Raw genomic sequence first — 26299 nt, forward strand, 5'->3', positions numbered from 1 at the left:
CGCACAGCAACTTTAACCTCATCAAACCTATTAATAATTTAAAACATATAAAATACCCCTTTTAGCTTTTTCTAAAAGGGGTGTTTTATTTACATATTTAATCCAGCTTTTAATACCCAATATTTATTTCCATTCATTGTGAGTGAGAATTCAATCCATCCGTTTGGATCTTCACGATAAATAAATACAGGTGTACCCGTTGCTAATGTACCTTGATCATTTTTCGTAACTGACTGACTTTTAATTGTACCATCAAATGGATATGGTACAACGTAATAGGAAGTAGCCAGTTTAACAGTTTTTGTCGTTCCTTGTGAGTATGTTTTATATGGAATATCACTTGATAGAGCGTCGACATTTAAAGAGCTTGGATTTTTAGGTAACTTTTTCGCATATACATAATCTTTTTTCTGGAAAGGTTTAATACGTTCCATTATTTTTACGATTTTAGCAGACCACTCTTGATCTGTTGAATACATGACATTCATGCCTTTTAATGTTGGTCCGTTAAAGTATGATCCGTTTGTTTCTAAGTACTTTTCTCTTACGTAGTTTGCGTTATAAGAAATACTATCACCGAAAGTTGGTAAATATTTCGCATACTTAAATGGATCAGCATCGTAAGCACGTAACCCAAATAGGTTATGTTTACGATATGCAATTTCAGATTTACCATATCCCGATTCTAAAATAGCGTGTGCAGCTAAATAAAGAGCATTGACACCATGTTTAGCTTGAGCTTCAACAAAGTCATTCCCATGTCCAATTAATGGGCTGTCTGGATGATATTTTTTAATATTAGCATCAATTTCTGCACCAGTCACATTTGAAGCGTACGTTAAATCAAGATCTAAATATGTGGTAGCAGTGATGTTATTTTCAGGAATCCAAGCACCGCTCTTGTCGAAATGGTACGTCGTTCCATTGATTGAAGCAGTTCCAGTTTGCATCATACCGTTGGATTGCAAATAATACCATGTATCGCCATCTTGTAGCCAGTCCGTCTTCATTGCACCATTATTTTGTAAATAGTACCAACTTCCATCTATAAATGACCAACTCGTTTGCATTGCTCCACTAGCGTTTAAATAATACCACGTATTATTCACTTGCAGCCATCCGATTTTCATTGATCCATCATTTTGGAGGTAATAACGGTTGTTTCCATCTTGTAGCCAACCAATTTTCATTCCGCCACTTGAATTTAAGTAATACCACTTATTATTATCAAGAAGCCAGCCAGTTTTCATAGAACCATTAGAATTTAAATAATACCAAACTCCTTGATTTAATAGCCAACCCGTTTGCATTGCTCCGCTAGCGTTTAAATAATACCAGACTCCTTGATCTAATAACCAACCCGTTTTCATAGAACCATTAGAATTTAAATAATACCAAACTCCTTGATCTAATAGCCAGCCAGTTTGCATTGCTCCACTAGCGTTTAAATAATACCAAACCCCTTGATCAAACAGCCAGCCAGTTTGCATAATGCCGCTTGAATTTAAGTAATACCATTTATTATTATCAAGAAGCCATCCTTTTTTTATAGTGCCATCTGGATTGAAGTAATACCATTTCCCATTTTGTTGAACCCATCCAGATTGTTTTACAGCATTTACATTTACAGTTGCTGTATTAGAAGTTGTTACAGTTTCAGCTAAACCTGTTATAGGAATAGAAATTATACTAGATGTTAAGACAATTGCTGCAGCTTTTTTAAACATTTCTTCCTAGTGCTCCTTTTATTAATTTTTTAGTTTAATAGTTATCTAACTACTATTGTAACAAGGAAGAGGAAAAAAACAACTATAACATTGTAGGTATTTAATAGTATAATATTCAAATTATTAATATTGAGTTTTTAGGGGGAATTTATAAAGGAACATGTTCATAGAAGGATTGGAAAAAGTTGATTTGTAAAGTCAGCTCGTTAGTTTTTATTGTACATCTTCTTCTTTTTTAATAAGAGGGTGCTGCAAAACCCTCTTATTATTAATAAATTTGATGCTTACTCTCCATTATAAATTTATATACTACACTCTAATTGCTCAAAGAAAATGTTAAATCACATTGTTTTTAATTCTAGTTTTGTTCCAGCTTTTTGCATTCCCTGTTTTAAGTGCTTTTTATTGGACGAAGGTGTGTTGGCAAGCTTGTAATTTTTTGCCCCTAAACGATACCCAGCTCCGAACGAAATAACTATACTAAAAAACAACTACATTTTAAGATTAATCACTTTACCATTAAGAGAAAATTGTTTTGCTTCAACTAACAAAATAGAATCCCAAATCTCTATTATAATATTTACTCCTGTGGAATATTTGCTACTCCATTCTTTCTCATTTTGTAAACTCAATTTAACTTCACTCAGATTTGGATCTTCATAATAAATCGTTGTTAATTCTAAATAATCTACTTTTTCTCTATCATAAAATGCAAATCTACGCTTTTCATCATCTTTAACATAATAAAACGATGACACTTCTATCAATACTAATTTATAATCTTTTATCACTCCATTATCAATTACCTGCAATGTAAATTTAATATTATCATTTAACAAATCTATATGTGTCTCTAAAATGGTAGCGCCCCATAAATCATCTAATATAGACTGTATATTAATACTATTCATGTAGCTTTTCATCCTTTTCTAACGTTTTTTATTTAATGTATGACGTATTTGCTTATAAGACTTTCTTAATCAATTAACACGTGATTTGCCTTTGTATCCTTTATAAGCACTATAGCCACTTATCGCTACAGGAATAAGCCAAGGTGCCTGTCCATCTGGATTTGTCAGCATCACTGGATTATTATCACCATACGTATACCCATTCTGCGTTACAGAGGCATCCTCTTCACCCAGATCATGCCCCATACAAAATCCCTTCTTTACTTTATTATATATTTTTCCCATTCCTGTTAGTTCTCATAAAAAATACAAACCTTTTTAATGAGGTTTGTATTTTTTATCTACTATTCAGTTATCTTGTCTTTGTCCATACACCGTTTGCATCTACCCAGTATTTGCTATCAACCCACGTATTTTTGCTCATTTTTCCAGTAGGTGGGAAGAAAGAATACCACTTACCATCTATCTCTTTCCAACCTGCTGCCCTTACTCCATTTTCATCAAAATAATACTTTTCACCCTCAAGAGAAATCCACCCTATTGCCATCGAAGCATCATTTTGCAAATAATAGCCCTTACCATTATTGAACACCGAACCTATTACCGCTTCACCTTTTGTATTAAAGTAGTACCATTTTCCACTATCTTGTAGCCACCCAGTTACTTTTACACCTTTCTGGTTTAAATAATACAGTTTACCGTTTTCTATTCTCCATCCTGTTTTTCCATTCTTCCAGTCAGACATCATTTCACCGTTTTCTTTAAAACCATACCATTTACCATCAATGAAATGTTTTCCTACTACCATTGCACCATTAGAGTGTAAGTAATACCAATTTCGATCTTTTTGTAACCAACCGGTCACCATAGAACCACTAGCGTTTAGATAGTACCATGTATTATTTACTAATATCCAATCTGTCGCCATGGAGCCTTCTGCATTTAAGTAATACCAATGACCGTTTACTAACGCCCATCCTTTCATCATGGAGCCACTTTCTTTCAGGTAATACCACTTGCCATCTACTAGCGTCCAACCTGTTTTCATTGCTCCATCTGCACTTAAGTAATACCACTCACCATTTACTAACGTCCAACCTGTCACCATAGATCCGTTTTCTTTCAAGTAATACCACTTGCCATCTACTAGTACCCAACCTGTTACCATCATTCCGTTGTCATTCAAGTAGTATTGTTTTCCATTTTCCTTAAACCAACCTGTCACAAATTCCAATTTTTTCTCATCAAAATAATACCAGTGTCCTTGTGTTTCTCCATATTCCTTGAAATAATTCCAACCAACTACTGGCTCCAATAACGTAATGTTACCACTGCTCAGTTCTTCCATGCTTTCTCTCTCTGAGCTATCTCGTGGCTCATGAACGTTAGAGTTATATGCTATTAAGCCCAAAACTCCTGAATGGATCATATCAATTTCCCAAGTTCCAACCTGCTCAAAATCAAAATAAGTATTTAATACACCTTCATACAAATCTGTTTCCGAATTATATTTTAAATTGACATACTCATAAACTTCTTCTTCCTCTTCATCTAAATAAGGAAGGATATACTTGATGCTTATATCAGAACCTATGCCATTTGGATTATTAACCTTGACGGTAACTTTCACTTTCATTTCATTACCAAAAGAAACCTCACTTGGCGTTACATGAACACTATCGATCCAATCACTCTTGTTTTCTGATTCTGCACCAACTTCTTTACTAAACACCACACTCATCATAACCATGACTACAAGCATCATCGCTTGCATCAAAATTTTCTGCCTCGTACCCATATATATGTAGCCTCCTGCATCCATAAAATTGTGACTTTCAGGGTGGAAAACAGACAAGTCTAGAATAATATAGTAAACTCCCAAACTATCTTACCATTCTTTTTTATTATCCATTAAAAACAGAACATCCGTTCAATCCCCTTACATAAATTAAAGGATAAGAATAAAAAAAACAAGATAGATTTTACATGTAGAAACACTTTCATTTGTAATTACGAAAATATTCCTACAATTACTCGTAAATCATTTACAGACTACCCCTATATCCCTTATATTAAAAGTAACCATATGCAAATACTACACAATGTGTAAAAATCACTTAATAAATCATACATGTGACAAAGGATTAGAAAGGACTTATAAAGAGTAAAAAGTAGTGACCATGAATTCTGATCCTATCAAAAACCTTTTATAAGTTATCATTTTCAATCATTATGAAAAATACCACTATTAATAATTCATGAACAGTTTCTATGCCTTCAATAGCGATCACCATACATAACAATTTCTTTATCATACATGTATCCCGCGTATCCAAATGGATTCTCTGCTGCGATACCTTTTGCGTCACTCTTTAATACGTTCCCCCATGCATCATATTCATAGTTTACGACAACTTGTCCATTTGGGTCTGTCATCGCTACTACGTCACCACTTGGGTTGTAGTGATAGAATAACGTTTGTCCTTGTGCTTTCATTGCTAGACGAACGCCGGCCATTGAGTATACATATTGACGAAGTACGTTTCCACTACCATCTGTCTCGTATAACGGATTAATACTGTCACCATCGTAGAAGTAACGTGTGATTTTTCCATTTACTTCTTTTTCGAAACGAAAAGAGCTCGTTCATGTCGAACGAGCTCTTTTCATCAATTATTTTTCTTATAATTACAATTCTCAACCGGAACACGAGCATGCCCTTCTTCATCCGTACACCATGACTGCGACTGGAATGCAAGAAAGATACCGATCCATTCTTCTTCCTTTTCAAAATGAATGAGTATTCCTCCGTCTTGCCATATACCATCATCACCTTGCCATTTTTCTACATTTCCTTGATTCATATGAATATCATGTATACCGTTTCCTGGTTCAAAATGAAAGTAAGAATCGGGTGTATTTTCTTCTGGCCCCCATCTTTCACCGAACGCGTAAATAATCGTACTTTCTTCTATCGCTCGCTTTATATACCGCTCAATTTTTTCATTTAAATCATTATCAGCTCCTGCTTTTTCAGGTGGTAAAGGGATCATTTGATTTGAGTCAAATAGATTTCCTCTTACATAATCTAAAGCTACTTTCGGTTCATTGTTTTTTATTTCTGTAAAACCGAATGGTAATGTCGGTAAAATATGAATCGCCTCTGACCTAATATTGTTACTCGCAAAATATAAAACTTCCGACGGATAACTTTGCGATTTCACGTTAATTGCAATACGATAATCTACTCCTGCTTCGCCTTGTAAATGAACTTGATAATGAGGTGTTTTCCCTTTTCCAATCTTTGATTGTATAACTGTACCTTTTAACACACCGTAGTTTTTTAGGGGCATACATTTCATCTCCTATTCATTTAGTAGAAGCTTTTCATACTTAAGGCATTATCCATATAAAAAGAAAATCCTCCTTTTTCAGGAGGATTTCTTATTTTCTCAACATATACCAAAAAATAACCTCCACCACTACAAGTAACACCGCACCAAAGATCATTAACGTCGTCTTCTTTAATAGTTCATTTTCACGATACGGGATATTACATAAATAAGCACCTAGTGTAATGCGTGATGGACAAGCGATTGTCGCCACTGACGATGCGGTGTTTTGAAGTGTTGTGACGTATTGCCACGGGAGTGCTACGTTTTGTGCTGTTTGCATTTGTAGTTTTATAAACATCGCATTTGATCCTGCGTTACTACCTGTTAAAAAACCACCGATACCACCGATGAACGGAGCAACGAAAACGAAAAAGGTACCAAATGTTTCACCAGCTGTTTTTGCGAGTAATGAATGCATACCAGATGCACCCATTAGTTCTGAAATGGCGATAAACATCGTCGTCGTAATCGCAAAAGGAATCCATTGTTTTATCGTTTGCAAGAGTGATTGTTTCATAATATGAGATGGAATGCGGAAGAAAATAATTGTAAATAAACAAGTCATGCCGAGCCAAAAACCTGGTGAATATAGCATTTCTAATTTGTAAGAATATGATTTTAAATCAAGGACTGCATATGATCTGAACAAATCATGTAATGGTGGAACGAGGCGAGAAAGTAAAATACAAACTGTTAAGAAGATATAAGGGCTAATAATTTTTATAATGGATACTTCTCTCTCCGTTGCCGCAGCATGTTCTGTTATAAAGGTTTGCTCATTTTTCCCTTTTAGTTTAATGATAAGAAAGCCAAATGCAATGGTAACGATAGAACTTAATATACCTGCTAGTTCAACACTTACGTATGCGTTAGAAAGATAGATTCCGAGAGAAAATAATAGAAAGAATCCTATCCCTTCCTTCCACTTTTCTATAACTGCCTGAAAGCCACCGACAACGTATAAAGAAAGGATGATAAAATATGCGAAAATCGGTATGCTTAATAATGCTGTATTTGTACCAAAAGTTGTGAGCGGCATATTTATAAGCTGCGAACCGATAATCGTACCAGTTGCCATTGCGCCCCATGAACTTGCAAGTAGACCGATAAACGAAAGTAGCACAGCTTGAAACGGTTTATAACCGAGAGAAAGAAAAATAGGAGCTGCAACCATAAAACCAATTCCGAATCCACTTACCGATTCAATTAGTGGGCAAATACCAAAGCACATAAGAAGCATTTGTAATAAACGATCTTGCGTCACTTCTTCTAAAAAACGCGCTACTTGATCGATGTACCCCATTTTGTTCATGAGGTGAAATAAAAAAATACCGGAAAATAAAACATACCCGACAATAAAACAAATTAACCAACCTTTAATCGTTGCATGCACAGTTTCACTTATCCTTAATTGAAACGTTGGCGAGAGTAAAACGATTCCAACAGACACCGCATAAGAAATTAATGAGGACCTTAATGACGTTTGTTTAAATAAAAATAAACAAATGAAAATCATCATAATTGGGATAAGTGCCAACAATATGGCCATGTTATCATCTCATTTCGTTAAAAATACAATTTTTAACTATTATATAACAGATGTAATATTTTTCAATTGTTTTTACAACAGAATCAAAAAGAAGCCGTTTGGCTCCTTTTTGATTCACTCCCATTTTCTATTATCCTCAAAAACCGTCTGCTGTCCGATTATTTTTCCTAACACAACAAACACAATGTAAGCACATATCGCTTGCAGTACAATATTCCCAAGTTTCATTAATGAAAATGAATAAATCCACTGAAATAATTCATTTAATAATACAATCGAAACGATACTAAATAGTTCTATACTAATTGAAAATATACATACTTCTAAAATAGATTGCTCTTGAATCCGATTTAAGTTGGAAAAGATGAATACATACCCTACAAATAGAGCCATCAACTCTATTTTCGTCATGCTAATAAGCCAAGCGTACAGTGGTACAGTTAAAAGAAGATATAGTAGTTTACGTCTTAGCATGCTTTCTCACCCTCTAAATTATATGTATTTTCTGTATATTTTAACATTTATTACGCAAAACAAAAAGAAGAGACTTACGCCTCTTCTTTTTGTTTTGTTGCCTGTATTAATTCACATATTTCTTCTCGTTTTTCATTTTCTAACAGCTCAATAACTTTACTTCCAACGACAACTCCGTCACATATTGTAATCATTTCTTCTACATGTTCCTTTGTTGAAATACCGAACCCTGCCACTACCGGTAAATGCGTATGTGATTTTACTTTTTCTAAGTAACTATGAATTTCCTCTTTAAAGTTTTGACGCACTCCCGTTACGCCCGCTACTGTAACTGCGTAAACGAATCCTTCTGATTCACTCGTAATTTTTTCAATTCTTTCAATAGGACTCGTTACGGTAACGAGTGGAATTAGCGCAATGTTTGCCTCTCGAAGTAACGGGGCAATAATATTTTGTTCTTCATACGGTAAGTCTGGAACGATAATACCGTCCACACCTGCCTCTAAGCATCTCTCAATGAATTGTTCTTTTCCGAATGCGAGTACTGGATTTACATATGTCATGAGTACAAATGGAATTTGCACTTCTTTCCTTACTTCTGCTAACGCTTGAAAAATGCCTTTTACTGTTACGCCGCTATCTAGCGCTCGTTTCCCTGCTCTTTGAATCGTTGGACCATCTGCGACTGGATCTGAAAACGGAATACCAATTTCAACGATGCTTGCTCCTGCTTCATCTAGAAAACGAATTCTTTCTTTTAACTTTTCAAGTCCACCATCTCCGCCCATTACGTACGGAATAAATGCTTTTTTACCATTTTCAAATACTGCTTTAATTTTTTCTACTCCCATTTTTTACACCTCTTCCATATAACGTTTTATACTCTCTACATCCTTATCACCACGGCCAGATAAACAAATGACAAGTCCTTCGTCTTGCTTCATTTTCGGAGCTAGTTTTAAAGCGTACGCGACAGCATGTGAACTTTCTAACGCTGGGATAATCCCTTCTTTTTTCGTTAATAATTGAAATGCTTCTAACGCTTCATCGTCTGTAATGGAATGGTACGAAACGCGTCCAATATCTTTTAGTAAACTATGTTCTGGCCCAACACCTGGGTAATCGAGTCCTGCTGAAATAGAGTGTGCTTCTTGAATTTGTCCTTCTTCATTTTGCAGAAGGTACATCATCGATCCGTGTAAAACACCAACGCTTCCTTTCGTTAAAGTCGCTGCGTGCTGTTCTGTATGAACGCCTTTCCCTGCTGCTTCTACGCCGTAAAGAGCGATTTCTTCATCGTGTACGAACGGATAAAACATGCCCATCGCATTACTACCACCGCCAATACAAGCAACGACTGCTTCTGGTAACTTTCCTTCTAACGCCTCATATTGTTTTTTCGTTTCTTTCCCAATTACACTTTGGAAATCACGGACAATTTGTGGGAATGGATGTGGCCCGAGAACAGATCCCATAATGTAGTGCGTATCATGCACATGTGAAACCCAGTAACGAAGCGCCTCGTTTACCGCATCTTTTAATGTTCCGCTACCTGCCGCTACACTTTCTACTTTCGCTCCGAGTAACTCCATTCGAAACACATTTAATTTTTGACGTCTCACATCTTCTTCCCCCATAAAGATGACGCATTCTAATCCAAGTAGGGCACATACAGTAGCGGTTGCCACTCCGTGTTGTCCAGCCCCTGTTTCAGCGACAACTTTTTTCTTGCCCATTCGTACTGCAAGAAGTGCCTGACCGATTGTATTGTTAATTTTATGAGCTCCTGTATGGTTCAAATCTTCACGTTTTAAATAAATCTTTGCACCGCCGCAATACTTCGTCATATTTTCAGCGAAATAAAGCGGTGTTTCTCTTCCGACGTACGTTGTTAAATAATGATTTAATTCCTTTTGAAACGCTTCATCTTGCATCGATTCTTTATATGCTTCTTCTAGTTCTAATACAGATTGCATTAACGTTTCTGGAACGTATCGTCCTCCGTATATACCGTAGTGGCCTTTTTCATCTGGATATGCGTAGTTCATTTGGAACACTCCTTCGCTTTTTTAATAAATTGTTTTATTTTCTTTAAATCTTTCTTTCCTTCTGTCTCCACTCCGCTACTTACATCGACCATATACGGCTGAATAGTTCGAATCGCTTCTTCTATATTAAGAGCGTTTAATCCACCAGCTAATATCGTTTTCTCTCGCAACTCTTTTGGCATATGCTCAAGTAGTGCCCATGAAAATTTTTTTCCATTTCCTCCGCGAAACTTTTCTTTCGGGCTATCAAACAATATATAATCCGTTTCATATGTTTGAGCGTTTTTCATATCAGCCTCTGAAGTTACTCCTAGCGCTTTTATAGACGGAATATTCAATCTTCTAATTTGATGATTATCTTCATCCCCATGTAGTTGCACATGCGTTAACCCGCATTCATCTGCAATTTTCTGGATCTCTTCTACTGATTCATTTACGAAAACACCGATTTTTAATACGTTTGCTGGAATCTCCTGAATGATTTCTTTCGCTAGCCTTGGAGTGATTTTCCGCTTACTTTCTGCAAAAACAAATCCGAGTGCATCAACTCCGTATTCACAAGCACATTTTGCCGTTTCAACATCAGTGATACCGCAAATTTTCACTTTCATATGTTCACCTTACAATCTTCAAAAAAGGTACGAATAGAAGATGATGTCATGAGTGCTTCTCCAACTAATACACCTTTCGCTCCAGCTCGTTTGACACGAATAATATCTTCTTTTGAATGAATCCCGCTTTCACTAATCCAAAGTAATTTCTCCTCGTTTAATCGTTTTCCAAGTTTTTCTGTTTGGCTTAAATCGACTTCGAATGTTTTTAAATTACGGTTGTTAATACCGATAACGTGCGGATTTAATTGGATTGCAATTTCTAATTCCTGTTCATCATGAACTTCAACGATCGCTTCTAATCCTTTTTCTAGTACGTAGCTATAAAGCTCTTTTAACTTTTCTTTCGTTAACGCCGCTACGATTAATAAAATAAGATCTGCACCAGCTTCATACGCCCTATCAATTTGGATTTTATCGATTATAAAATCTTTGCATAAAAGCGGAATGTTACTTTCTGCTCTTGCAGTTTGTAAATCGTGAAACGATCCTTTAAAAAATTGACCGTCTGTTAAAACCGAAACTGCTCCTGCACCGCATTCTTCATAAGTTTTCACTTGTTTTCGTACATCAACGTGTACATTAATATCTCCTTTTGATGGTGATGCTCGCTTTACTTCTGCAATAACAGTAAATTGTTCTAAAGCTTTTAAGAGTGAGTGTGTTTTTCTTTTTTCATTCCCTGGTGTATATGTTTCATATAACTCCGCAACTTCTTTTTTCTTCTGCTCTACAATTTTGTCTAAAATCGTCCCCACCTTAATTCACCCTTTCTAATTTTTCGTTGCTTGCTGTAATTAATAAGTTTAGTTTGGCTAATGCTTTTCCAGAGTCAATGCTATGTGTCGCTAGTTTAATTCCCTCTTCAATCGTTTCCGCTTTTCCGTTTGCGAAAAGTGCAAGCCCCGCATTTAATAAAACGGTATCGCGGTAAACACTCTTTTCTCCATTTAATACGCCGAGCGTAATCTTTGCATTTTCTATTGAATTCCCGCCTCTAATCTCTTCATTTTTCACTTTTGAGAAACCATACTTTTCCGGATCGATACTCATTTCTACTATTTCATTATCTTTTAAAAGGGCTACGTGATTTTCTCCTTGTAATGATGCTTCATCTAAAAAACCACTTCCATTTACGACAAGCGCTTGTTTCCGCCCTAACTTCTGTAATACTTGCGCAACTGGTAATAACATATCTCGTTTATAAATACCGACAAATTGTGTTTCTAAGTTAACAGGATTCGTTAAAGGGCCAATTAAGTTAAAGATTGTCGGTACATTTAATTCTTTTCTTATTTTCATAATGCGCCTTAATGCTGGGTGCATCGCTGGTGCGAATAAGAAAGCGATACCGACATGCTCTAGTAAATAATCAATTTCGCTTGGCGTACTGCTAATATTTACACCGAGTTCTTCTAATAAATCCGCACTTCCTGTTTTACTAGAAACAGCACGATTACCATGCTTTGCCACCTTTACACCTGCTCCTGCTAGTACGAATGCCGATGTTGTACTTACATTGAACGTTTGGGCACCGTCACCACCTGTTCCGCAATTGTCCATCGCGCCTTCTATATGGTTTGAAAACGGCAATGCTTTTTCACGAAGAGCACGAACGAGGCCATATATTTCTTCTGCTGTTTCACCTTTCGCTTTCAGTAATACTAAGAAAGCTGCTACTTCACTTTCCAATATGTTGTCACTTAATAAAAGAAGTCCCGCTTCATACATTTCTTCTTCTGTTAAATGTTGTCCCTCCACTAATTTACGAAGATAGGTATTCATACTCTCTCCTCCTCTTTTACTTCTCCTAAAAAAGCACGTATTAACTTTCCGCCTTCTTCTGTTGCGATTGATTCTGGATGAAACTGTAACCCGAAAAGCGGATAATAATTATGACGAACCGCCATTATTTCTCCATCATCCATAGCATTTGCTAACACATCAAAACATTGTGGTAAACTCGCTTGCTCTGCAACAAGTGAATGGTAGCGCATCGCTGTTAGTGGCTGCGTCACGTACGAAAAGATTGACGTTCCGTTATGTTTCACACGCGATGTTTTTCCGTGTTTAATGTGCTCCGCTCTTACAATTTCTCCTCCAAATGCCGATATAATTGCCTGATGGCCGAGACAAATCCCTAATATGGGAACGTTCTTATAGAAATGACGAATAACTTCGATACAAATACCAGCATCTTCTGGTTTTCCTGGTCCTGGTGAAAGCACAATTCCTTTTGGATTCATCTCTTCTAACTGTTCTATCGTTATTTGATCATTTCTTACGACTACAATTTCTTCTTCGTATTCGCCTAACAGTTGGTACAAGTTATATGTGAACGAATCGTAATTATCGATGAGTACAATCATTTCATTACCTCCAAAAGCGCCCTCGCTTTATTTAACGTTTCTTCATATTCAGCTACCGGATCTGAATCGTAGACGATACCTGCTCCTGCCTGAACATATGCTTTTTCATCTTTTACAACCATCGTTCGAATGGCGAGCGCCATATCAAGATTTCCTGAGAATGAAATATATCCAACAGCTCCGGCATATACATTTCTTTTTTCATGCTCTAACGTATTGATAATTTCCATCGCTCTAATTTTCGGAGCTCCCGAAACCGTCCCCGCTGGTAAACAATACGCTAATGCGTCAAATCCGCTCATTCGTTTTCGCAATGTTCCGTAAACTTCAGATACAATGTGCATGACGTGAGAATATTTTTCTACTTTCATATATTTATCTATCGTCACAGATCCAATTTCACTCACTCTGCCAATATCGTTTCGTCCAAGATCCACAAGCATCATATGCTCTGCTCGTTCTTTCTCGTTTTCTAACAGTTCTTTTTCAATTTCCGCATCTTCCTGCTTTGTTTTCCCTCTCGGTCTCGTACCCGCAATTGGATTTGTCATCACTTTATCGTCTCTAACTGATAACAAGCTTTCTGGTGAAGAACCGAGTACAACATAATCTTGAAAATCGATATAAAACATATATGGTGATGGATTCGCAATGCGAAGCTTGCGGTATAAAGCGAAAGGATCACCTTTACACTCGCTTTGCAAACGCTGAGATAGTACGACTTGGAATATGTCCCCTGCTCGTATATGCTCTTTCGCCGTTTCTACCATCATGCAAAACTCTTTTTCCGTTATAGAAGAAGTGAATGATAATGTTGATTGTATTTCCTTTACTTCCGCTTCTTCTCCTTTTAGCACTTCTTCTTTGTATACTTGCAACCTTTCGTATACTTCTTCATAATCTGCTGAATCATCTTGCCCGCATACATATACAAACGACAACTTTTGGCGTAAATGATCGTAAACGATAAACTCACGATATAGTAAAAGGTGTACTTCTGGAATATTTAATGGATCGTGTAAATCTGCTCCAATGTTTTCATACTGCCGAATGACGTCATACCCTATATAACCAACTGCTCCTCCGCAAAATGGGAATGGGCTCTCTACTTGCGATGATGCAATTCCCCCTTCTAACACTTGCAGTACGTTACCTTGCAACTTTTCTGTTTGCCCATGTGTCGTTCGTTCGACTTCCATACCAATGCTTTTCACTTCTCCATACGGATTACAACCTAAGTAAGAATAGCGCCCTTTATCTTGATGAAGCTGTGAGCTCTCTAATAAAAACTTCTTCTTCCCTGTCATACGTCTATATAAAGAAATTGGCGTAATGCTATCTCCTTCTTCTTCAGCGATTACTAAAAATGTTTTTCCTTGTTCTTTTTGCTTCATAAATTCCTCTTTTGTCATCATGCCTTTCACCTCACTCTGAAAAATAAAAAAGTCCCCTACATATCGAAATATGTAGAGGACGATAAATTTACCGTGGTACCACCTCATGTTGGACGCAAAAGCATCCCGCTTTATTCAGGTACAAAATATATACCTTATCCTTGTAACGGCGGAACCCGGGTTGCCTACTGAATAAAATTGTTCAGCATACCTCTCGTAAGCCCATTCCGTATATGGCACCGTACCGGGCTCCCACCTGTCCCCGACTCTCTAAAACGTCTCCAATATACGTACTCTTCTTACTTAAACGATTTAACATATTTAATTTTTTGTACACAAAAAGGGAGTACTCATCCTATAGAAAGGACGGGTACTCCCGTGGTGCCACCTTAATTCGTTACGAATGTAACGCACTTTACCGTATCAAAAACAATACGTGTCTCTTGTATCGATGAGATCATGTCGCCAAAGCCTACTTCTTTCGTTTCGGTTTGGAAGCTCCGAAGCCCATTCCACATCAATCCCATACTGATTCGCACCAACCATCAGCTCTCTGACATGTTCATCATGTGTACTCTTCTTCATCAACGCTTGCATTTTTTTAAGTTGCACTCATTATAGACTTAACTTTTTTCACAAGTCAATACTTTTTTCGAAAAAAATATTTTTCCCTTCTTTCAATATTATATTGACAAAACAACGTGTTTTTATGTAAATATAATAAATACTCTATTAAAATTAAGGTTTTTTGCTAGAAAGTCATATATCCCAAAAGTAAAGAGCTGTCAAAAAACGCTTAAATTTCAGAAAATTCGTATTTGCGCATGGATTTTTCTGAATAATCATGATAGATTATAAAGTGAAACTTTAATCAGTGGGGGTTTTGTTCATCCCCGATTGATTATTAGCCTTCACCAATCGGGCATTTACGGGCAGTTTATCTCCCACCTAACTTCCTTGCCCAGCCAATTTTAAGGTGTGGGAGTTTTACTGCCCGTTAATGCGGGATAAATATGCAAAATGCATCAAAAGACATGACAAAAGGAAGGGGAACTACATGAGTACGCAGATGTTAACTTTAACTTCTATCTCTATTTACATGCTCGGGATGTTAGTAATCGGCTATTTCGCCTACAAACGAACATCCAACTTAACAGATTATATGCTTGGCGGTCGTACACTAGGCCCCGCAGTAACAGCATTAAGTGCTGGAGCATCCGATATGAGTGGCTGGCTTTTAATGGGCTTACCCGGTGCAATGTTTAGCGTTGGATTAAGTAGTAGTTGGATTGCAATTGGCCTAACACTAGGCGCATACGCAAACTGGCTATATGTCGCTCCTCGCTTACGTACCTACTCTGAAATTGCAAACAACTCTATTACTATCCCAGAATTTTTGGAACACCGTTTCCACGACAAATCTCACATGCTACGCTTAGTATCCGGACTTGTTATTATGATTTTCTTTACTTTCTATGTAGCTTCAGGGTTAGTTTCAGGCGCTGTATTATTTGAAAATTCATTTGGTATGAACTATCATATTGGATTATTCATTGTAGCAAGCGTCGTTGTAGCTTACACATTATTTGGTGGTTTCTTAGCAGTAAGTTGGACAGACTTCGTGCAAGGAATCATTATGGTAGTTGCTCTTATTCTTGTTCCTATCGTAACAATTATGAATGCAAACGGACTTGGACCTGCATTTGATACAATTCGCTCTGTAGATCCAACACGTTTAGATATTTTTAAAGGTGCCTCCACTTTAGGAATGATTTCTTTATTCGCATGGGGCCTTGGTTATGTTGGACAACCTCATATTATCGTACGCTTTATGGCAATTTCTTCTGTAAAAGAACTGAAAAGCGCACGAAGAATTGGTATGAGCTGGATGATTTTCTCTGTTGTCGGAGCTATGTTTACTGGTCTTATCGGTATTGCCTACTATTCACAACAAGAGTTGACATTATCTAACCCAGAGACAATTTTCCTTGAGCTTGGAAAAATTTTATTCCATCCACTTATTACTGGATTTTTATTAGCTGCGATTTTAGCTGCAATTATGAGTACAATTTCATCTCAACTTCTCGTTACTTCAAGTGCTGTAACAGAAGACTTATATCGTACCTTCTTTAAACGCTCTGCTTCTGATAAAGAGCTTGTATTTGTCGGTCGTATGGCTGTTCTTGGTATCGCATTAGTTGGGTGCGCATTAGCGTTTAAACAAAATGATACGATTTTAGCTCTTGTTGGATACGCTTGGGCTGGATTTGGTTCTTCATTTGGACCAGCTATTTTATTAAGTCTATATTGGAAACGCATGACGAAATGGGGCGCACTTGCTGGTATGATTTCTGGTGCCGCTACTGTTATAATATGGACTCAATTTAAATTCTTAACAAACTTCTTATATGAAATGATTCCTGGTTTCACAATTAGTTTACTAGCAATCGTAATCGTTAGTTTACTAACACAACCTTCAAAAGAAGTTGAAGAGCAATTTGAGAATTTCGAAAAACAACATAGTGATAGTCTATAAAAAAGAAATCTCTGCTGTTATCGTAACAGCAGAGATTTTTTTATAGTTCGACAATCTTCTTCTCAAATTTAACAAATTCTTTATGTTTCGTTAAATTTAACATAACACTACTCCTTTATAGTATTAGTATTAGCACTTATACAGAAAGGGGACTCCAACATGTTAGCAGCTTTCCAGCAACAACATATAAGAAAATTTTCACCTATTACAAATACTTCTGCTTCTCGTTTAAACATTCAACCTAATCCACCCAAAATTTCAATTGCTCCTTCTGTTATTTCCGTTATCGGTATTCATATGCAAAAAAATAAGTTGAAAATAAAAACTGGACAAAGTGCGGATTTATCAGCTTCCGTTTTGCCAATGCAAGCAGCAAATAAAGAACTTATTTGGACAAATATGAATTCTGACATCATTACCATATATCCAAAAGGAGATACGGTAACGATTACTGGAAAAAGTGCAGGAAGAGCAGTCGTAATTGTTACAACTGCTGAAGGAAAATTTCGTGACCTATGCGTCATTCATGTACAACCTTATATGACAAACCCAAAGTAAAAGAGTGGCTACGAAGCCACTCTTTTACTTTATTACAATGTGGGGATTTTTACTTTTTACGAGATTGATGAATTGTTCTTTATCTTTAGGAAAAATAATCTCTGTTTTATGTACGCCGTAAACAATTTCAAGTCGATCGAATGATAATGCGTGAGCTGCTATTGGGTTTTTCGTATTTGAAATTTGTTTTATATCTCGTATAAATATACATTTTTTACGAGACCTGATCTAATAGTAATTGTTTCTTCCCCGACAATATATTTTGTTGAAAACCAACTCCAAATAAATACTATTGCCAATGGAATTGTAAAAAACAAAAGAAAATATTCTCTCCCTGCAAATATCGGAGCAAAACAGGCGCCTAAAATAATGAAAAAGATTGAATATAACCATGCGTCTTTTTTTGATGGAAATTCCACTACACTCCCCCCTTCTTCACCTAAATTTCTACAAAACAAAAAGAGAAGTATCCTAACTTCTCTTTTCTCCGCTAACATTATAATTCCTGTGTATACACTGGCTCGTTCACCACATTTTTTGCTGTTCTTTTTTGTTGCTGCAGTAAGAAAACAGATACACCAAACAATACGAGCATGCTGCCGATAATTTGCATTGCGTTTAATTTTTCTCCAAGTAAGAAGAACGCTAGTATAGACGCCCCAACTGGTTCTCCTAAAATACTCATTGAAATTGTTGTTGCATTTACGTAGTTTAATAACCAATTATTAATGACATGTGACACTGTCGGTACAATCGCAAGTAAAAGAAAAATAGTCCAGTCCCACTTCGTATAACCTGTAAAAGGTACTTGCAACACGATATTGTAAATTCCCATGAAAATACCCGCGAATGCAAAAACTGTAAAGCTATAAATCCAGTGTGATACTTTCTTTACTGTGGTTTGCCCGATAAATAAATAACCGACAACCGCTATTACACTTAAAAAGGATAATATATCTCCATAAATTGCTTGTTTACTTAAACCTAAATCTCCCCAACCAATACACATTACACCTAATATAGCGATACCCATCGTTGCAATGGCTGAGTAGGTTGTTCTTTCTTTAAATAGAAAAAAACCTCCAACTAAAGACACGATCGGTTGAAGTGCTAAAATAATTGTCGAGCTAGCAACTGTTGTATGCTTTAAAGACTCAAACCATAAAAGAAAATGTAGCGCTAAAAAGAATCCAGATCCAATTAAAAATCCCCAATCTTTTATTTGAATCTTCTGGAACTCTTCCCGCTTCTTCCAAACAATAGGCAGCATAATAAGTACAATAATCCATAAACGATACATACTTAAGATGGAAGATGGTGCTGAGGACATCTTTACAAAAACTGCTGCGAATGAAATAGCTATAATGGAAATGGCTAACGGTAGTGCAATTGATCTTTCTTGTTTCAAATTCTGTCTCCCCTCTCACCTGTCAAAAATCCCACTTCATTATATCCGTTTTCTTTCCTAACTTAAATACTAATTTTTTAGATTCTTCGTACCATTATGGTAAAATAGAAATTAAGGCACCTATTAGTGAATCGTTCTTTCATTTTCACTATAAGCGTCGCCCTTACAATCATTACAGTAAACTTTTATTTAGGGGGATCTACATGAATCAAACAATAGGGAGAATTGAGGAAATTTCATTTTATAGCGCATCACTTCAAGAAGATGTTACGCTTTTAGTTTACTTACCAGTAAATTACACGCCACTGCACAAACATACAGTTGTAATTGCACAAGATGGTAGAGATTATTTTCAGCTCGGTAAAGCACACCGTGTAATTGAAAGCCTTCGTGAAACTGAAGAAATTGACCGCACAATTATTGTCGGTATTCCATATAAAAACGTACACGATCGTAAGGAAAAATATTTCCCAAGCGATGTAAAGAATGCTGCTTATATTCGTTTCCTTGCTCACGAGCTTGCTCCATATATCGATGAAAATTATCCAACGTATCAAATGGGTAAAGGTCGCGTTTTAATTGGAGATTCTCTTGGCGGTACAGTTTCCTTTATGACTGCACTTATGTATCCGCATACATTTGGTAAAGTCGTTATGCAATCACCATTTGTTGACGAAACAGTAATGAACTTAGCAAAAGAATTCAAAGATCCACAGGCTTTAGAACTTTATCACGTCATTGGTACAGAAGAAACAGCTGTAAAGCGCACTGATGGACAAGTATCTGATTTCGTAGAACCGAACCGTGAGCTTAATACTCTTCTTACAGATAGAAATTTCATCACGCATTACGAAGAGTTTGAAGGTAATCACACGTGGAAGTATTGGCAGGCTGACTTACCGAAAGCCTTCTCTCATATTCTATCAATGAAATAATAGAGAGCAGTGTTCAGAATAATTTGATATAATAGATAAAGAGATTTATTTTTCTCAAAATCTAACTAGACTTACAAAGGGAGGAATTGGAACATGAAATTAGGCATTGTAATTTTTCCATCTAAAATGATTCAAGATAAAGCGAACGGATTGCGTAAGCGTTATGATCCGCACTACGCATTAGTTCCGCCACATATTACATTGAAAACACCCTTTGAGACGCAAGATGAACAATTAGAATCGATTGTAAACGAGCTACATACAATCGCAAATAAAACGAACCCTTTCACCCTTCATGTCGGAAAAGTTGGTTCATTCGCACCTGTTAATAATGTTCTTTATTTTAAAGTAGAAAAAACACCTGAACTTACTTTCTTAAATGAAGAAATGCATAGCGGATTATTCACGCAAGAACGCGAATACGCTTTCGTACCTCATTTAACAATCGGACAAGGTTTATCAGATGCAGAGCATGCTGATGTATTAGGTCGATTACGTATGAAAGATTTCTATTATGAACAACCAATTGATCGCTTCCATCTTCTATATCAATTAGAAAACGGAACATGGACTGTACACGAAACATTCCACCTTGGAAAGGGGAACAACTAATTTGCACGCACAGATCGTACAAACAGACGAACAACTAAGAGATGCATTCTCTGTACGTAAGCAAGTATTCGTGAATGAACAACGCGTTTCTGCTGAAGAAGAGTATGATGAGTTTGAAGAAACATCAACACACGTTGTTATATATGATAATGATGTTCCAGTTGGTGCTGGTCGTTTTCGCACCATTGATGGAATAGGAAAAATGGAACGCATTTGCGTACTAGCTTCCCATCGTAAAAAAGGCATTGGAAAAATTGTAATGGATGCACTTGAAGCATATGCAAAAAAAAACTCGCTACCAAAATTGAAACTTCATGCCCAAACACATGCTGAAGATTTCTATAAAAAACTTGGATACGTAACGAGTTCTGATGTATTTATGGAAGCAAATATTCCTCACATCGTTATGATAAAAGAATTGTAATTTGAAAACAGGAGGTAGCCCCTCCTGTTTTTTACATTGCTATTTTCTTTTTCTTCCGCTAAAGTTAAATGTTGATGCTATAGTTTTGAAGGTGAATATATGACACAAGAAAAATTTTCACAAAAATCGTTAACACACGCTGATATTCCGCGTGCGACATATCATATTCCGAAAACATCTACCCATTTAATTATGGAAGAAGATGCAGATGCGGCGTATTTCCGCGCTCTCGAACAGCAAAATGTTTTTCTAAACGAAAAACAATTAGAAGCTGTGCGAACGACAGAAGGTCCTGTTCTTACATTGGCTGGTGCCGGAAGCGGAAAAACATCTGTTTTAACAACCCGCGTTGGTTATTTAGTAAATGTAAAACAAGTTCATCCACGGAATATTTTATTGCTTACATTTACACAAAAAGCGGCTGAAGAAATCCGAAGTCGTGTAGCAAATTTACCAGGTATGAATCGTGCCACAAGTAGCTATGTTGTTGCTGGTACATTCCACTCTGTCTTTTTAAAATTGCTTCGTAGCCAAGGATATAATCAGCAAATTTTAGCAAATGAAAAACATAAACAAATTATGATAAAGAAAATTTTAAAAGAATTACGTTTAAAAGACGGTTATGATGCGGAAACGATGCTCGCTATGATTTCCCTTGAAAAAAACAACTTAAATCGTCCGAAAGATGTAAAAGCGAAAACACCAGTTGAACAAGAATTTAAAGAAGTATACGAACGTTTTGAAGAGGTAAAACAACGATATAATTATATCGATTTCGACGACATCTTATTAGAAACATATTATATGTTAGAAAATAACGCTCCCTTACTTACTCAATTACAACAACGTTTTCACTATATTGAAGTAGATGAGTTCCAAGATACATCGTATGCACAATATGAAATTGTAAAATTGTTAGCCACGCCAAGAAATAATTTATTTATCGCAGGTGATGATGATCAAGCGATCTATGGCTGGCGAGGAGCAAGTCATCAAATTATTTTATCTTTCCCAAAGGAATTTGATAATACAACGATTATCGCGCTTAATACGAATTATCGATCCAATCCATTTATCGTTGGACTTGGAAATGAAGTTATCAAACTAAATCAAGAGCGTTTTGATAAAGAGCTATATTCTGTTCGTGAAGAAGGTGTACAACCATTTTACGCACGACCAGCTACAACTCTTGATGAAGCAAATCAAATTTTACAGCTCATTCAAGAGAAAGTAGATAGTGGCGAACGAAACTATAAAGATTTTTGTTTACTGTATCGCACACATTCTGTAAGCCGTTCGTTACTTGATCAGCTTACAATTCATAAAATCCCGTTTATTAAACACGGTGCGAGTCAATCCTTTTACGAGCACTCTTTAATTAGACCTGTATTAGATCATTTACGACTCGTGATTGAACCGTTTCGCCTAGAATCTCTTTCTAACATATTGCCAACTATGTATATCGGCCGAGATGAGTGCATTTCCTTTATTGAACGTGAGCAATGGAAATATGGTGAAGGTCGTTTCCCTTCTCTTCTTCATTTCTTATTATTAAATCCGAGCTTGAAACCTTTTCAAGTAAAAAAGGTAAATGAGCGCATTGATTTTATTAAATTTATAAAAGAACTAGAACCGAAAAAAGCATTAAAAGAAATTATTCATGGTAAAGGAAAATATTTAGAGTACTTACAAAGTAACGATCGTTCTTCCTTTACGATGCATAAAGACATCCAAGAAGAAATGTTAGAAGAATTAATGGAGTCTGCAACTCGTTTCACCGATATTCCAGCTTACTTACAATTTATTGACGAGGCGATTCAAGGTCAAAAAGAAATGGAAGCATTAAAAACTATGCCGCAAAAAGATGCCGTTTCGCTTATGTCCATTCATAACGCAAAAGGCCTTGAGTTTCCATGCGTCTTTTTACTTGGAGCGAGCGATGGTATTTTGCCGCATACTTCTTCTTTAAAAGACGCAAATGACCGTGTAACGGAAACTTCTGAAGCACTAGAGGAAGAACGACGATTACTCTATGTCGCAATTACACGTGCGAAAGAAGAACTTTACATTTCTTCTCCGCAATTTTTCAGAGGAAAGAAATTAGACATATCTCGTTTTTTATATACTACAAGAAAAGACTTACCTGAAAAGACATCCACTAAATAAGGATGTCTTTTCTCGTACTCCCCCCTCCTATTCAAATTACCTGCTTTTATCATAAGAATTAACGTAATATCAACCATATCCCGTTCATATTGTAATAGTGTATGTCAGAACTCACGATAAGGAGTGAACATAATGAGCTGCAATTGCAACGAAGATAATCATCACCATGATTTTGATTTCAACTGTGTATCTAATGTCGTTCGTTTTATACATGAATTACAAGAATGCGCAACCACTACATGTGGATCTGGTTGCGAAGTTCCATTTTTAGGAGCACATAACACTGCATCAGTAGCGAATACACGTCCTTTTATTTTATACACAAAGGCTGGAGAACCTTTTGAAGCATTTGCACCATCAGGAAGCCTTGTTAGCTGTAGAACTCCAATTTTCCGCGTTGAAAGCATCGATGATGATGATTGTGCTGTGTTACGTGCATTAGCTGTAGTATTAGGTGATGGCTCCTCTGTACCACCTGGTGACGATCCAATTTGTACGTTTTTAAATGTACCAAATGCAAGGTTAATATCAACCCCTGCTTGTCTTACGGTTGATTTAAGTTGCTTCTGTGCTATTCAATGCTTACGTGATGTTACGATTTAAAACTAAATAACGATTTAAGCATGGATTGGGTGGCAGAAAATTCTGCCACCCAATCCATGCTTAAAAGGTATTATTATGTATTTTTTATAAAATTGGGAACTTGTCTAGAACATAGAACCTGTCCTTTTCATTAACTGAAAGTAGAAACAGATAAAGGAGTGAAAAACATGTTCTCTTCTGATTGCGAATTTACTAAGATTGATTGCGAAGCGAAACCAGCTAGTACACTACCTGCCTTCGGTTTTGCTTTCAACGCTTCTGCACCTCAGTTCGCTTCATTATTTACACCATTACTATTACCTAGCGTAAGTCCAAACCCAAATATTACTGTTCCTGTAATAAATGATACAGTAAGTGTCGGAGATGGTATTCGAATTCTACGAGCTGGTATTTATCAAATTAGTTATACATTAACAATTAGTCTTGATAACGTTCCTACGGCACCAGAAGCTGGTCGTTTCTTCTTATCATTAGGTACGCCGGCTAACATTATTCCTGGATCAGGTACAGCGGTTCGTTCTAACGTTATTGGTACTGGTGAAGTAGACGTATCCAGTGGTGTTATTCTTATTAACTTAAACCCTGGTGACTTAATTCAAATCGTACCAGTTGAATTGATTGGAACTGTAGACGTCCGTGCGGCAGCATTAACAGTTGCACAAATTAGCTAGTAAAAAGCGGTATTTCTAAAACAGGAATACCGCTTTTTTATATTTATAATAAAAAACACTCACAGTAACATGAGTGTTTCATTCTTCATATTGTTTTATTTTGTTCTTCTTTTTCCCGCAATTACATCCCTTTTTCTTCACAAATCCTTGTTGTTGCAATTGTTCTTGATATGCCTGTTGTTGTGCTTGGTGTTGTTGCTGTATATTATACCACTGCTGCAGGTCATATAAATTTTGCCTTGGATTATTGCTCACAGCAAACATCTCCTCTACTGTCAATTCTGTCTATTCACTATATGAACAACTCCTTATTTCCGTTCCCTCATTCTTTTAAACTCCGCTTTTTCTTGATGTTATTAAAATATATTATTCTCCCATAAAATATCCTGTAATTGTTTCAATAATTGCTGCTGCACCTGCGATAGCTAATAATGCAAGTAATGGCTCCGCAACGATTGGGATCCAATTATATAAAACTAATAAAAAAGCACTGACCCATACACCTGTACACCAATAACAACTTAATAATTCGCCAATCCATTTTCTTAATCCTTTACCTTTTACTTTTGTAAAAGTTGATAAGCTTCCATCCGGTTCCGTAATCTCTAATTCATCAATAAACGGTCTTCGCAAAAAAGCTGTAATTTTATCATAAACAATTAAACGAGTGAGCCTAAAAGCAGCTAACGCGAATATAAAAAATAAAAGCCAGCTTGTAAATAGCATGAATCCACCTTCCCTTATCTTCTTTCGCCTATTTAAAAAAAAAGGTCTTGAGATTGTGACCAAATCTCTCCGACTCCAATATCTTATTAATGTAAATACAAACAAGAAGATAAGGAGTGACATTAATGAGTTGTAACGAAAATAAACACCATAGCTCTTCTCATTGTGTAGTTGACGTTGTAAAATTCATCAATGAATTACAAGATTGCTCTACTACTACGTGTGGATCTGGTTGTGAAATCCCATTTTTAGGAGCACACAATACTGCATCAGTAGCAAATACACGCCCTTTTATTTTATACACAAAAACTGGTGAACCTTTTGAAGCATTTGCACCATCTTCAAGCCTTACTAGCTGCCGATCTCCAATTTTCCGTGTGGAAAGCGTAGATGATGATAGCTGTGCTGTCTTACGTGTGTTAACTGTAGTATTAGGTGACGGTTCTCCTGTACCGCCTGGTGACGATCCAATTTGTACGTTTTTAGCTGTACCAAATGCAAGATTAATCTCGACATCTACTTGTATTACTGTTGATTTAAGCTGCTTCTGTGCGATTCAATGCCTACGCGACGTTACTATCTAATAAGTTAAGTAAACTAAAAAACTATTGGGGTGGTAGAAGCTTTCTACCACCTTTACATATTTAAAAGCCGGCCATATCAATCGATTTGATGTCTTCTATAGATAACCGAACATCTCTCATACTATTTGGTGGCATAATGGATACAATGCCATTACGATACGATATAATCGATCCTATATATGAGACGGTAGTCGTTCTTATCCTACATCTTACTTTCGGAATGTAATGAGGACGATTTAATAAAAAATGAATTTTTTCTTCATTATCCATATCCTTAAATGATTTATTATATGGGACGGCTCTCACTTGCTGTTGTTCTTCTTGCTCTTCTTGTTTCTCTTCTTCTATTTTTTCTTCTATTTGCTGCTCTTCTTGTTCTATCACCTCTTCCACAGCACTACTTACAACATTTTCGTTTCTATTACTTTTCTCTTTTCGGTCCTCATCTTCAAAATTCGTTAATATAATTCGTTTTATTTTCGGTGCAGCAAGTTCTAAATTTACTTGCGCAATATATAACAACGGTTTTCCAACTGTTGAACTTTTATTTTTATTCTTCACACTCGTCCCTCCCACTTCCATACGTCGCTGAATAAAT

At 36.3% G+C, this 26299-nt stretch carries 27 protein-coding genes, 2 pseudogenes and 2 other annotated features; of the genes and pseudogenes, 9 read left to right on the plus strand and 20 right to left on the minus strand.

The features are described 5' to 3' along the window. Positions 1-89: 89 nt before the first annotated feature. The 15 genes and pseudogenes from G9F74_RS04625 to trpE all read right to left on the minus strand — a co-directional run bounded on the left by G9F74_RS04625 (position 90) and on the right by trpE (position 14499). Positions 90-1727 carry a glucosaminidase domain-containing protein gene (locus G9F74_RS04625; RefSeq protein WP_070172876.1) on the minus strand — a complete coding sequence of 546 codons (1638 nt, stop codon included), beginning with the start codon at positions 1725-1727 and terminating at the stop codon, positions 90-92. A 491-nt stretch (positions 1728-2218) separates the two neighbouring features. Further along, positions 2219-2638, minus strand: coding sequence for a YxiG family protein (locus G9F74_RS04630; protein WP_001084723.1), 420 nt, complete (start codon positions 2636-2638; stop codon positions 2219-2221). A gap of 69 nt (positions 2639-2707) precedes the next feature. Then, complete coding sequence (locus G9F74_RS04635) at positions 2708-2884, minus strand: hypothetical protein (protein WP_000509719.1); 177 nt, start codon at positions 2882-2884, stop codon at positions 2708-2710. A 106-nt stretch (positions 2885-2990) separates the two neighbouring features. Next, complete coding sequence (locus tag G9F74_RS04640) at positions 2991-4436, minus strand: cell wall-binding repeat-containing protein (RefSeq protein WP_016108029.1); 1446 nt, start codon at positions 4434-4436, stop codon at positions 2991-2993. Between the two features lie 494 nt (positions 4437-4930). Continuing rightward, positions 4931-5272, minus strand: a pseudogene (locus G9F74_RS04645) (RHS repeat-associated core domain-containing protein); the annotation flags it as partial. 35 nt (positions 5273-5307) lie between these two features. Next, positions 5308-5991, minus strand: coding sequence for a DUF2278 family protein (locus G9F74_RS04650; protein WP_001128599.1), 684 nt, complete (start codon positions 5989-5991; stop codon positions 5308-5310). 91 nt (positions 5992-6082) lie between these two features. Beyond that, positions 6083-7582: an L-lactate permease gene (locus G9F74_RS04655; RefSeq protein ID WP_016108028.1), complete on the minus strand. Its 1500-nt coding sequence runs from the start codon at positions 7580-7582 to the stop codon at positions 6083-6085. A gap of 114 nt (positions 7583-7696) precedes the next feature. Then, a complete protein-coding gene (locus tag G9F74_RS04660) occupies positions 7697-8056 on the minus strand; it encodes a DUF4029 domain-containing protein (protein ID WP_000946157.1) in 360 nt (119 codons plus the stop codon). 74 nt (positions 8057-8130) lie between these two features. Then, the gene (trpA, locus tag G9F74_RS04665; RefSeq protein WP_000537847.1) at positions 8131-8907 is read right to left on the minus strand and encodes a tryptophan synthase subunit alpha; all 777 of its coding nucleotides are present in this window, start codon (positions 8905-8907) and stop codon (positions 8131-8133) included. 3 nt (positions 8908-8910) lie between these two features. Then, entirely contained in the window at positions 8911-10104 is a 1194-nt protein-coding gene (gene trpB / locus G9F74_RS04670; RefSeq protein WP_016108027.1) for a tryptophan synthase subunit beta, read from the minus strand. Then, the gene (locus G9F74_RS04675) at positions 10101-10715 is read right to left on the minus strand and encodes a phosphoribosylanthranilate isomerase (RefSeq protein WP_016108026.1); all 615 of its coding nucleotides are present in this window, start codon (positions 10713-10715) and stop codon (positions 10101-10103) included. Before G9F74_RS04675 ends, trpB begins: the two co-directional genes overlap by 4 nt. After that, a complete protein-coding gene (gene trpC, locus G9F74_RS04680; protein ID WP_016108025.1) occupies positions 10712-11473 on the minus strand; it encodes an indole-3-glycerol phosphate synthase TrpC in 762 nt (253 codons plus the stop codon). The genes G9F74_RS04675 and trpC overlap by 4 nt, the downstream gene beginning before the upstream one ends. 1 nt (position 11474) lies before the next feature. Continuing rightward, a complete protein-coding gene (gene trpD, locus G9F74_RS04685; RefSeq protein ID WP_016108024.1) occupies positions 11475-12500 on the minus strand; it encodes an anthranilate phosphoribosyltransferase in 1026 nt (341 codons plus the stop codon). Beyond that, positions 12497-13084, minus strand: coding sequence for an aminodeoxychorismate/anthranilate synthase component II (locus G9F74_RS04690; protein WP_000636351.1), 588 nt, complete (start codon positions 13082-13084; stop codon positions 12497-12499). The genes trpD and G9F74_RS04690 overlap by 4 nt, the downstream gene beginning before the upstream one ends. Next, on the minus strand, positions 13081-14499 hold the full coding sequence (trpE, locus tag G9F74_RS04695) for an anthranilate synthase component I (protein WP_016108023.1): 1419 nt from the start codon (positions 14497-14499) through the stop codon (positions 13081-13083). Before trpE ends, G9F74_RS04690 begins: the two co-directional genes overlap by 4 nt. A gap of 51 nt (positions 14500-14550) precedes the next feature. Further along, positions 14551-14795: a binding site (T-box leader), on the minus strand. A gap of 42 nt (positions 14796-14837) precedes the next feature. Then, positions 14838-15075 (minus strand) — a binding site (T-box leader). A gap of 460 nt (positions 15076-15535) precedes the next feature. Here trpE and putP point away from each other — a divergent pair. Continuing rightward, positions 15536-17014 (plus strand): sodium/proline symporter PutP, encoded by a 1479-nt coding sequence (putP, locus tag G9F74_RS04700; protein WP_000107200.1) that lies wholly within the window; start codon positions 15536-15538, stop codon positions 17012-17014. A 159-nt stretch (positions 17015-17173) separates the two neighbouring features. Continuing rightward, entirely contained in the window at positions 17174-17572 is a 399-nt protein-coding gene (locus G9F74_RS04705; RefSeq protein ID WP_000878713.1) for an Ig-like domain-containing protein, read from the plus strand. Between the two features lie 24 nt (positions 17573-17596). On the opposite strand, the pseudogene G9F74_RS04710 reads toward G9F74_RS04705, so the two are convergent. Beyond that, positions 17597-17991, minus strand: a pseudogene (locus tag G9F74_RS04710) (PH domain-containing protein). A gap of 77 nt (positions 17992-18068) precedes the next feature. After that, positions 18069-18980: a DMT family transporter gene (locus G9F74_RS04715; RefSeq protein WP_000808238.1), complete on the minus strand. Its 912-nt coding sequence runs from the start codon at positions 18978-18980 to the stop codon at positions 18069-18071. Between the two features lie 203 nt (positions 18981-19183). Between G9F74_RS04715 and G9F74_RS04720 the strand changes: the two genes are divergently transcribed. The 6 genes from G9F74_RS04720 to exsF all read left to right on the plus strand — a co-directional run bounded on the left by G9F74_RS04720 (position 19184) and on the right by exsF (position 24391). Further along, positions 19184-19915, plus strand: a complete 732-nt coding sequence (locus tag G9F74_RS04720) for an alpha/beta hydrolase (protein WP_001076855.1) — start codon at positions 19184-19186, stop codon at positions 19913-19915. Between the two features lie 93 nt (positions 19916-20008). Continuing rightward, positions 20009-20527 (plus strand): YjcG family protein, encoded by a 519-nt coding sequence (locus tag G9F74_RS04725; protein WP_000765873.1) that lies wholly within the window; start codon positions 20009-20011, stop codon positions 20525-20527. A 1-nt stretch (position 20528) separates the two neighbouring features. Continuing rightward, entirely contained in the window at positions 20529-20951 is a 423-nt protein-coding gene (locus tag G9F74_RS04730) for a GNAT family N-acetyltransferase (protein WP_000543300.1), read from the plus strand. A gap of 99 nt (positions 20952-21050) precedes the next feature. Then, positions 21051-23117 carry an ATP-dependent helicase gene (locus G9F74_RS04735; RefSeq protein ID WP_000191189.1) on the plus strand — a complete coding sequence of 689 codons (2067 nt, stop codon included), beginning with the start codon at positions 21051-21053 and terminating at the stop codon, positions 23115-23117. Positions 23118-23249: 132 nt separating this feature from the next. Next, positions 23250-23720, plus strand: coding sequence for a spore coat protein CotY (cotY, locus tag G9F74_RS04740; RefSeq protein ID WP_016108021.1), 471 nt, complete (start codon positions 23250-23252; stop codon positions 23718-23720). A 167-nt stretch (positions 23721-23887) separates the two neighbouring features. Then, positions 23888-24391 (plus strand): exosporium protein ExsF, encoded by a 504-nt coding sequence (exsF, locus tag G9F74_RS04745; protein ID WP_000492940.1) that lies wholly within the window; start codon positions 23888-23890, stop codon positions 24389-24391. 78 nt (positions 24392-24469) lie between these two features. Here exsF and G9F74_RS04750 read toward each other — a convergent pair whose 3' ends face one another. Together G9F74_RS04750 and G9F74_RS04755 are read right to left on the minus strand one after the other, a co-directional pair. Beyond that, on the minus strand, positions 24470-24655 hold the full coding sequence (locus tag G9F74_RS04750; protein WP_033660380.1) for a hypothetical protein: 186 nt from the start codon (positions 24653-24655) through the stop codon (positions 24470-24472). Positions 24656-24757: 102 nt separating this feature from the next. Continuing rightward, positions 24758-25117 carry a DUF1360 domain-containing protein gene (locus tag G9F74_RS04755; protein ID WP_016108020.1) on the minus strand — a complete coding sequence of 120 codons (360 nt, stop codon included), beginning with the start codon at positions 25115-25117 and terminating at the stop codon, positions 24758-24760. Positions 25118-25242: 125 nt separating this feature from the next. On the opposite strand from G9F74_RS04755, the gene exsY reads away from it, so the two are divergent. After that, entirely contained in the window at positions 25243-25701 is a 459-nt protein-coding gene (gene exsY / locus G9F74_RS04760; RefSeq protein WP_001277750.1) for an exosporium assembly protein ExsY, read from the plus strand. 60 nt (positions 25702-25761) lie between these two features. Here exsY and G9F74_RS04765 read toward each other — a convergent pair whose 3' ends face one another. After that, positions 25762-26283, minus strand: coding sequence for a CotO family spore coat protein (locus G9F74_RS04765; RefSeq protein WP_080119760.1), 522 nt, complete (start codon positions 26281-26283; stop codon positions 25762-25764). Between the last annotated feature and the right edge of the window lie 16 nt (positions 26284-26299).

Source organism: Bacillus sp. EKM202B, from assembly GCF_011066025.1.
GTDB lineage: Bacteria > Bacillota > Bacilli > Bacillales > Bacillaceae_G > Bacillus_A > Bacillus_A toyonensis.

What these genes read in the sequence shown, in the direction of transcription:
- cotY (WP_016108021.1), top strand. Translation starts at nt 23,250, where the DNA reads ATGAGCTGCAATTGCAACGAAGATAATCATCACCATGATTTTGATTTC.
- G9F74_RS04725 (WP_000765873.1), top strand. Translation starts at nt 20,009, where the DNA reads ATGAAATTAGGCATTGTAATTTTTCCATCTAAAATGATTCAAGATAAA.
- trpE (WP_016108023.1), bottom strand. Translation starts at nt 14,499, where the DNA reads ATGATGACAAAAGAGGAATTTATGAAGCAAAAAGAACAAGGAAAAACA.
- G9F74_RS04755 (WP_016108020.1), bottom strand. Translation starts at nt 25,117, where the DNA reads ATGCTATTTACAAGCTGGCTTTTATTTTTTATATTCGCGTTAGCTGCT.
- exsF (WP_000492940.1), top strand. Translation starts at nt 23,888, where the DNA reads ATGTTCTCTTCTGATTGCGAATTTACTAAGATTGATTGCGAAGCGAAA.
- G9F74_RS04660 (WP_000946157.1), bottom strand. Translation starts at nt 8,056, where the DNA reads ATGCTAAGACGTAAACTACTATATCTTCTTTTAACTGTACCACTGTAC.
- G9F74_RS04705 (WP_000878713.1), top strand. Translation starts at nt 17,174, where the DNA reads ATGTTAGCAGCTTTCCAGCAACAACATATAAGAAAATTTTCACCTATT.
- G9F74_RS04765 (WP_080119760.1), bottom strand. Translation starts at nt 26,283, where the DNA reads ATGGAAGTGGGAGGGACGAGTGTGAAGAATAAAAATAAAAGTTCAACA.
- G9F74_RS04720 (WP_001076855.1), top strand. Translation starts at nt 19,184, where the DNA reads ATGAATCAAACAATAGGGAGAATTGAGGAAATTTCATTTTATAGCGCA.
- trpB (WP_016108027.1), bottom strand. Translation starts at nt 10,104, where the DNA reads ATGAACTACGCATATCCAGATGAAAAAGGCCACTACGGTATATACGGA.
- G9F74_RS04635 (WP_000509719.1), bottom strand. Translation starts at nt 2,884, where the DNA reads ATGGGGCATGATCTGGGTGAAGAGGATGCCTCTGTAACGCAGAATGGG.
- exsY (WP_001277750.1), top strand. Translation starts at nt 25,243, where the DNA reads ATGAGTTGTAACGAAAATAAACACCATAGCTCTTCTCATTGTGTAGTT.
- G9F74_RS04690 (WP_000636351.1), bottom strand. Translation starts at nt 13,084, where the DNA reads ATGATTGTACTCATCGATAATTACGATTCGTTCACATATAACTTGTAC.
- G9F74_RS04655 (WP_016108028.1), bottom strand. Translation starts at nt 7,582, where the DNA reads ATGGCCATATTGTTGGCACTTATCCCAATTATGATGATTTTCATTTGT.
- trpD (WP_016108024.1), bottom strand. Translation starts at nt 12,500, where the DNA reads ATGAATACCTATCTTCGTAAATTAGTGGAGGGACAACATTTAACAGAA.
- putP (WP_000107200.1), top strand. Translation starts at nt 15,536, where the DNA reads ATGAGTACGCAGATGTTAACTTTAACTTCTATCTCTATTTACATGCTC.
- G9F74_RS04735 (WP_000191189.1), top strand. Translation starts at nt 21,051, where the DNA reads ATGACACAAGAAAAATTTTCACAAAAATCGTTAACACACGCTGATATT.
- G9F74_RS04675 (WP_016108026.1), bottom strand. Translation starts at nt 10,715, where the DNA reads ATGAAAGTGAAAATTTGCGGTATCACTGATGTTGAAACGGCAAAATGT.
- G9F74_RS04640 (WP_016108029.1), bottom strand. Translation starts at nt 4,436, where the DNA reads ATGGGTACGAGGCAGAAAATTTTGATGCAAGCGATGATGCTTGTAGTC.
- G9F74_RS04630 (WP_001084723.1), bottom strand. Translation starts at nt 2,638, where the DNA reads ATGAATAGTATTAATATACAGTCTATATTAGATGATTTATGGGGCGCT.
- G9F74_RS04650 (WP_001128599.1), bottom strand. Translation starts at nt 5,991, where the DNA reads ATGCCCCTAAAAAACTACGGTGTGTTAAAAGGTACAGTTATACAATCA.
- trpA (WP_000537847.1), bottom strand. Translation starts at nt 8,907, where the DNA reads ATGGGAGTAGAAAAAATTAAAGCAGTATTTGAAAATGGTAAAAAAGCA.
- G9F74_RS04625 (WP_070172876.1), bottom strand. Translation starts at nt 1,727, where the DNA reads ATGTTTAAAAAAGCTGCAGCAATTGTCTTAACATCTAGTATAATTTCT.
- G9F74_RS04750 (WP_033660380.1), bottom strand. Translation starts at nt 24,655, where the DNA reads ATGTTTGCTGTGAGCAATAATCCAAGGCAAAATTTATATGACCTGCAG.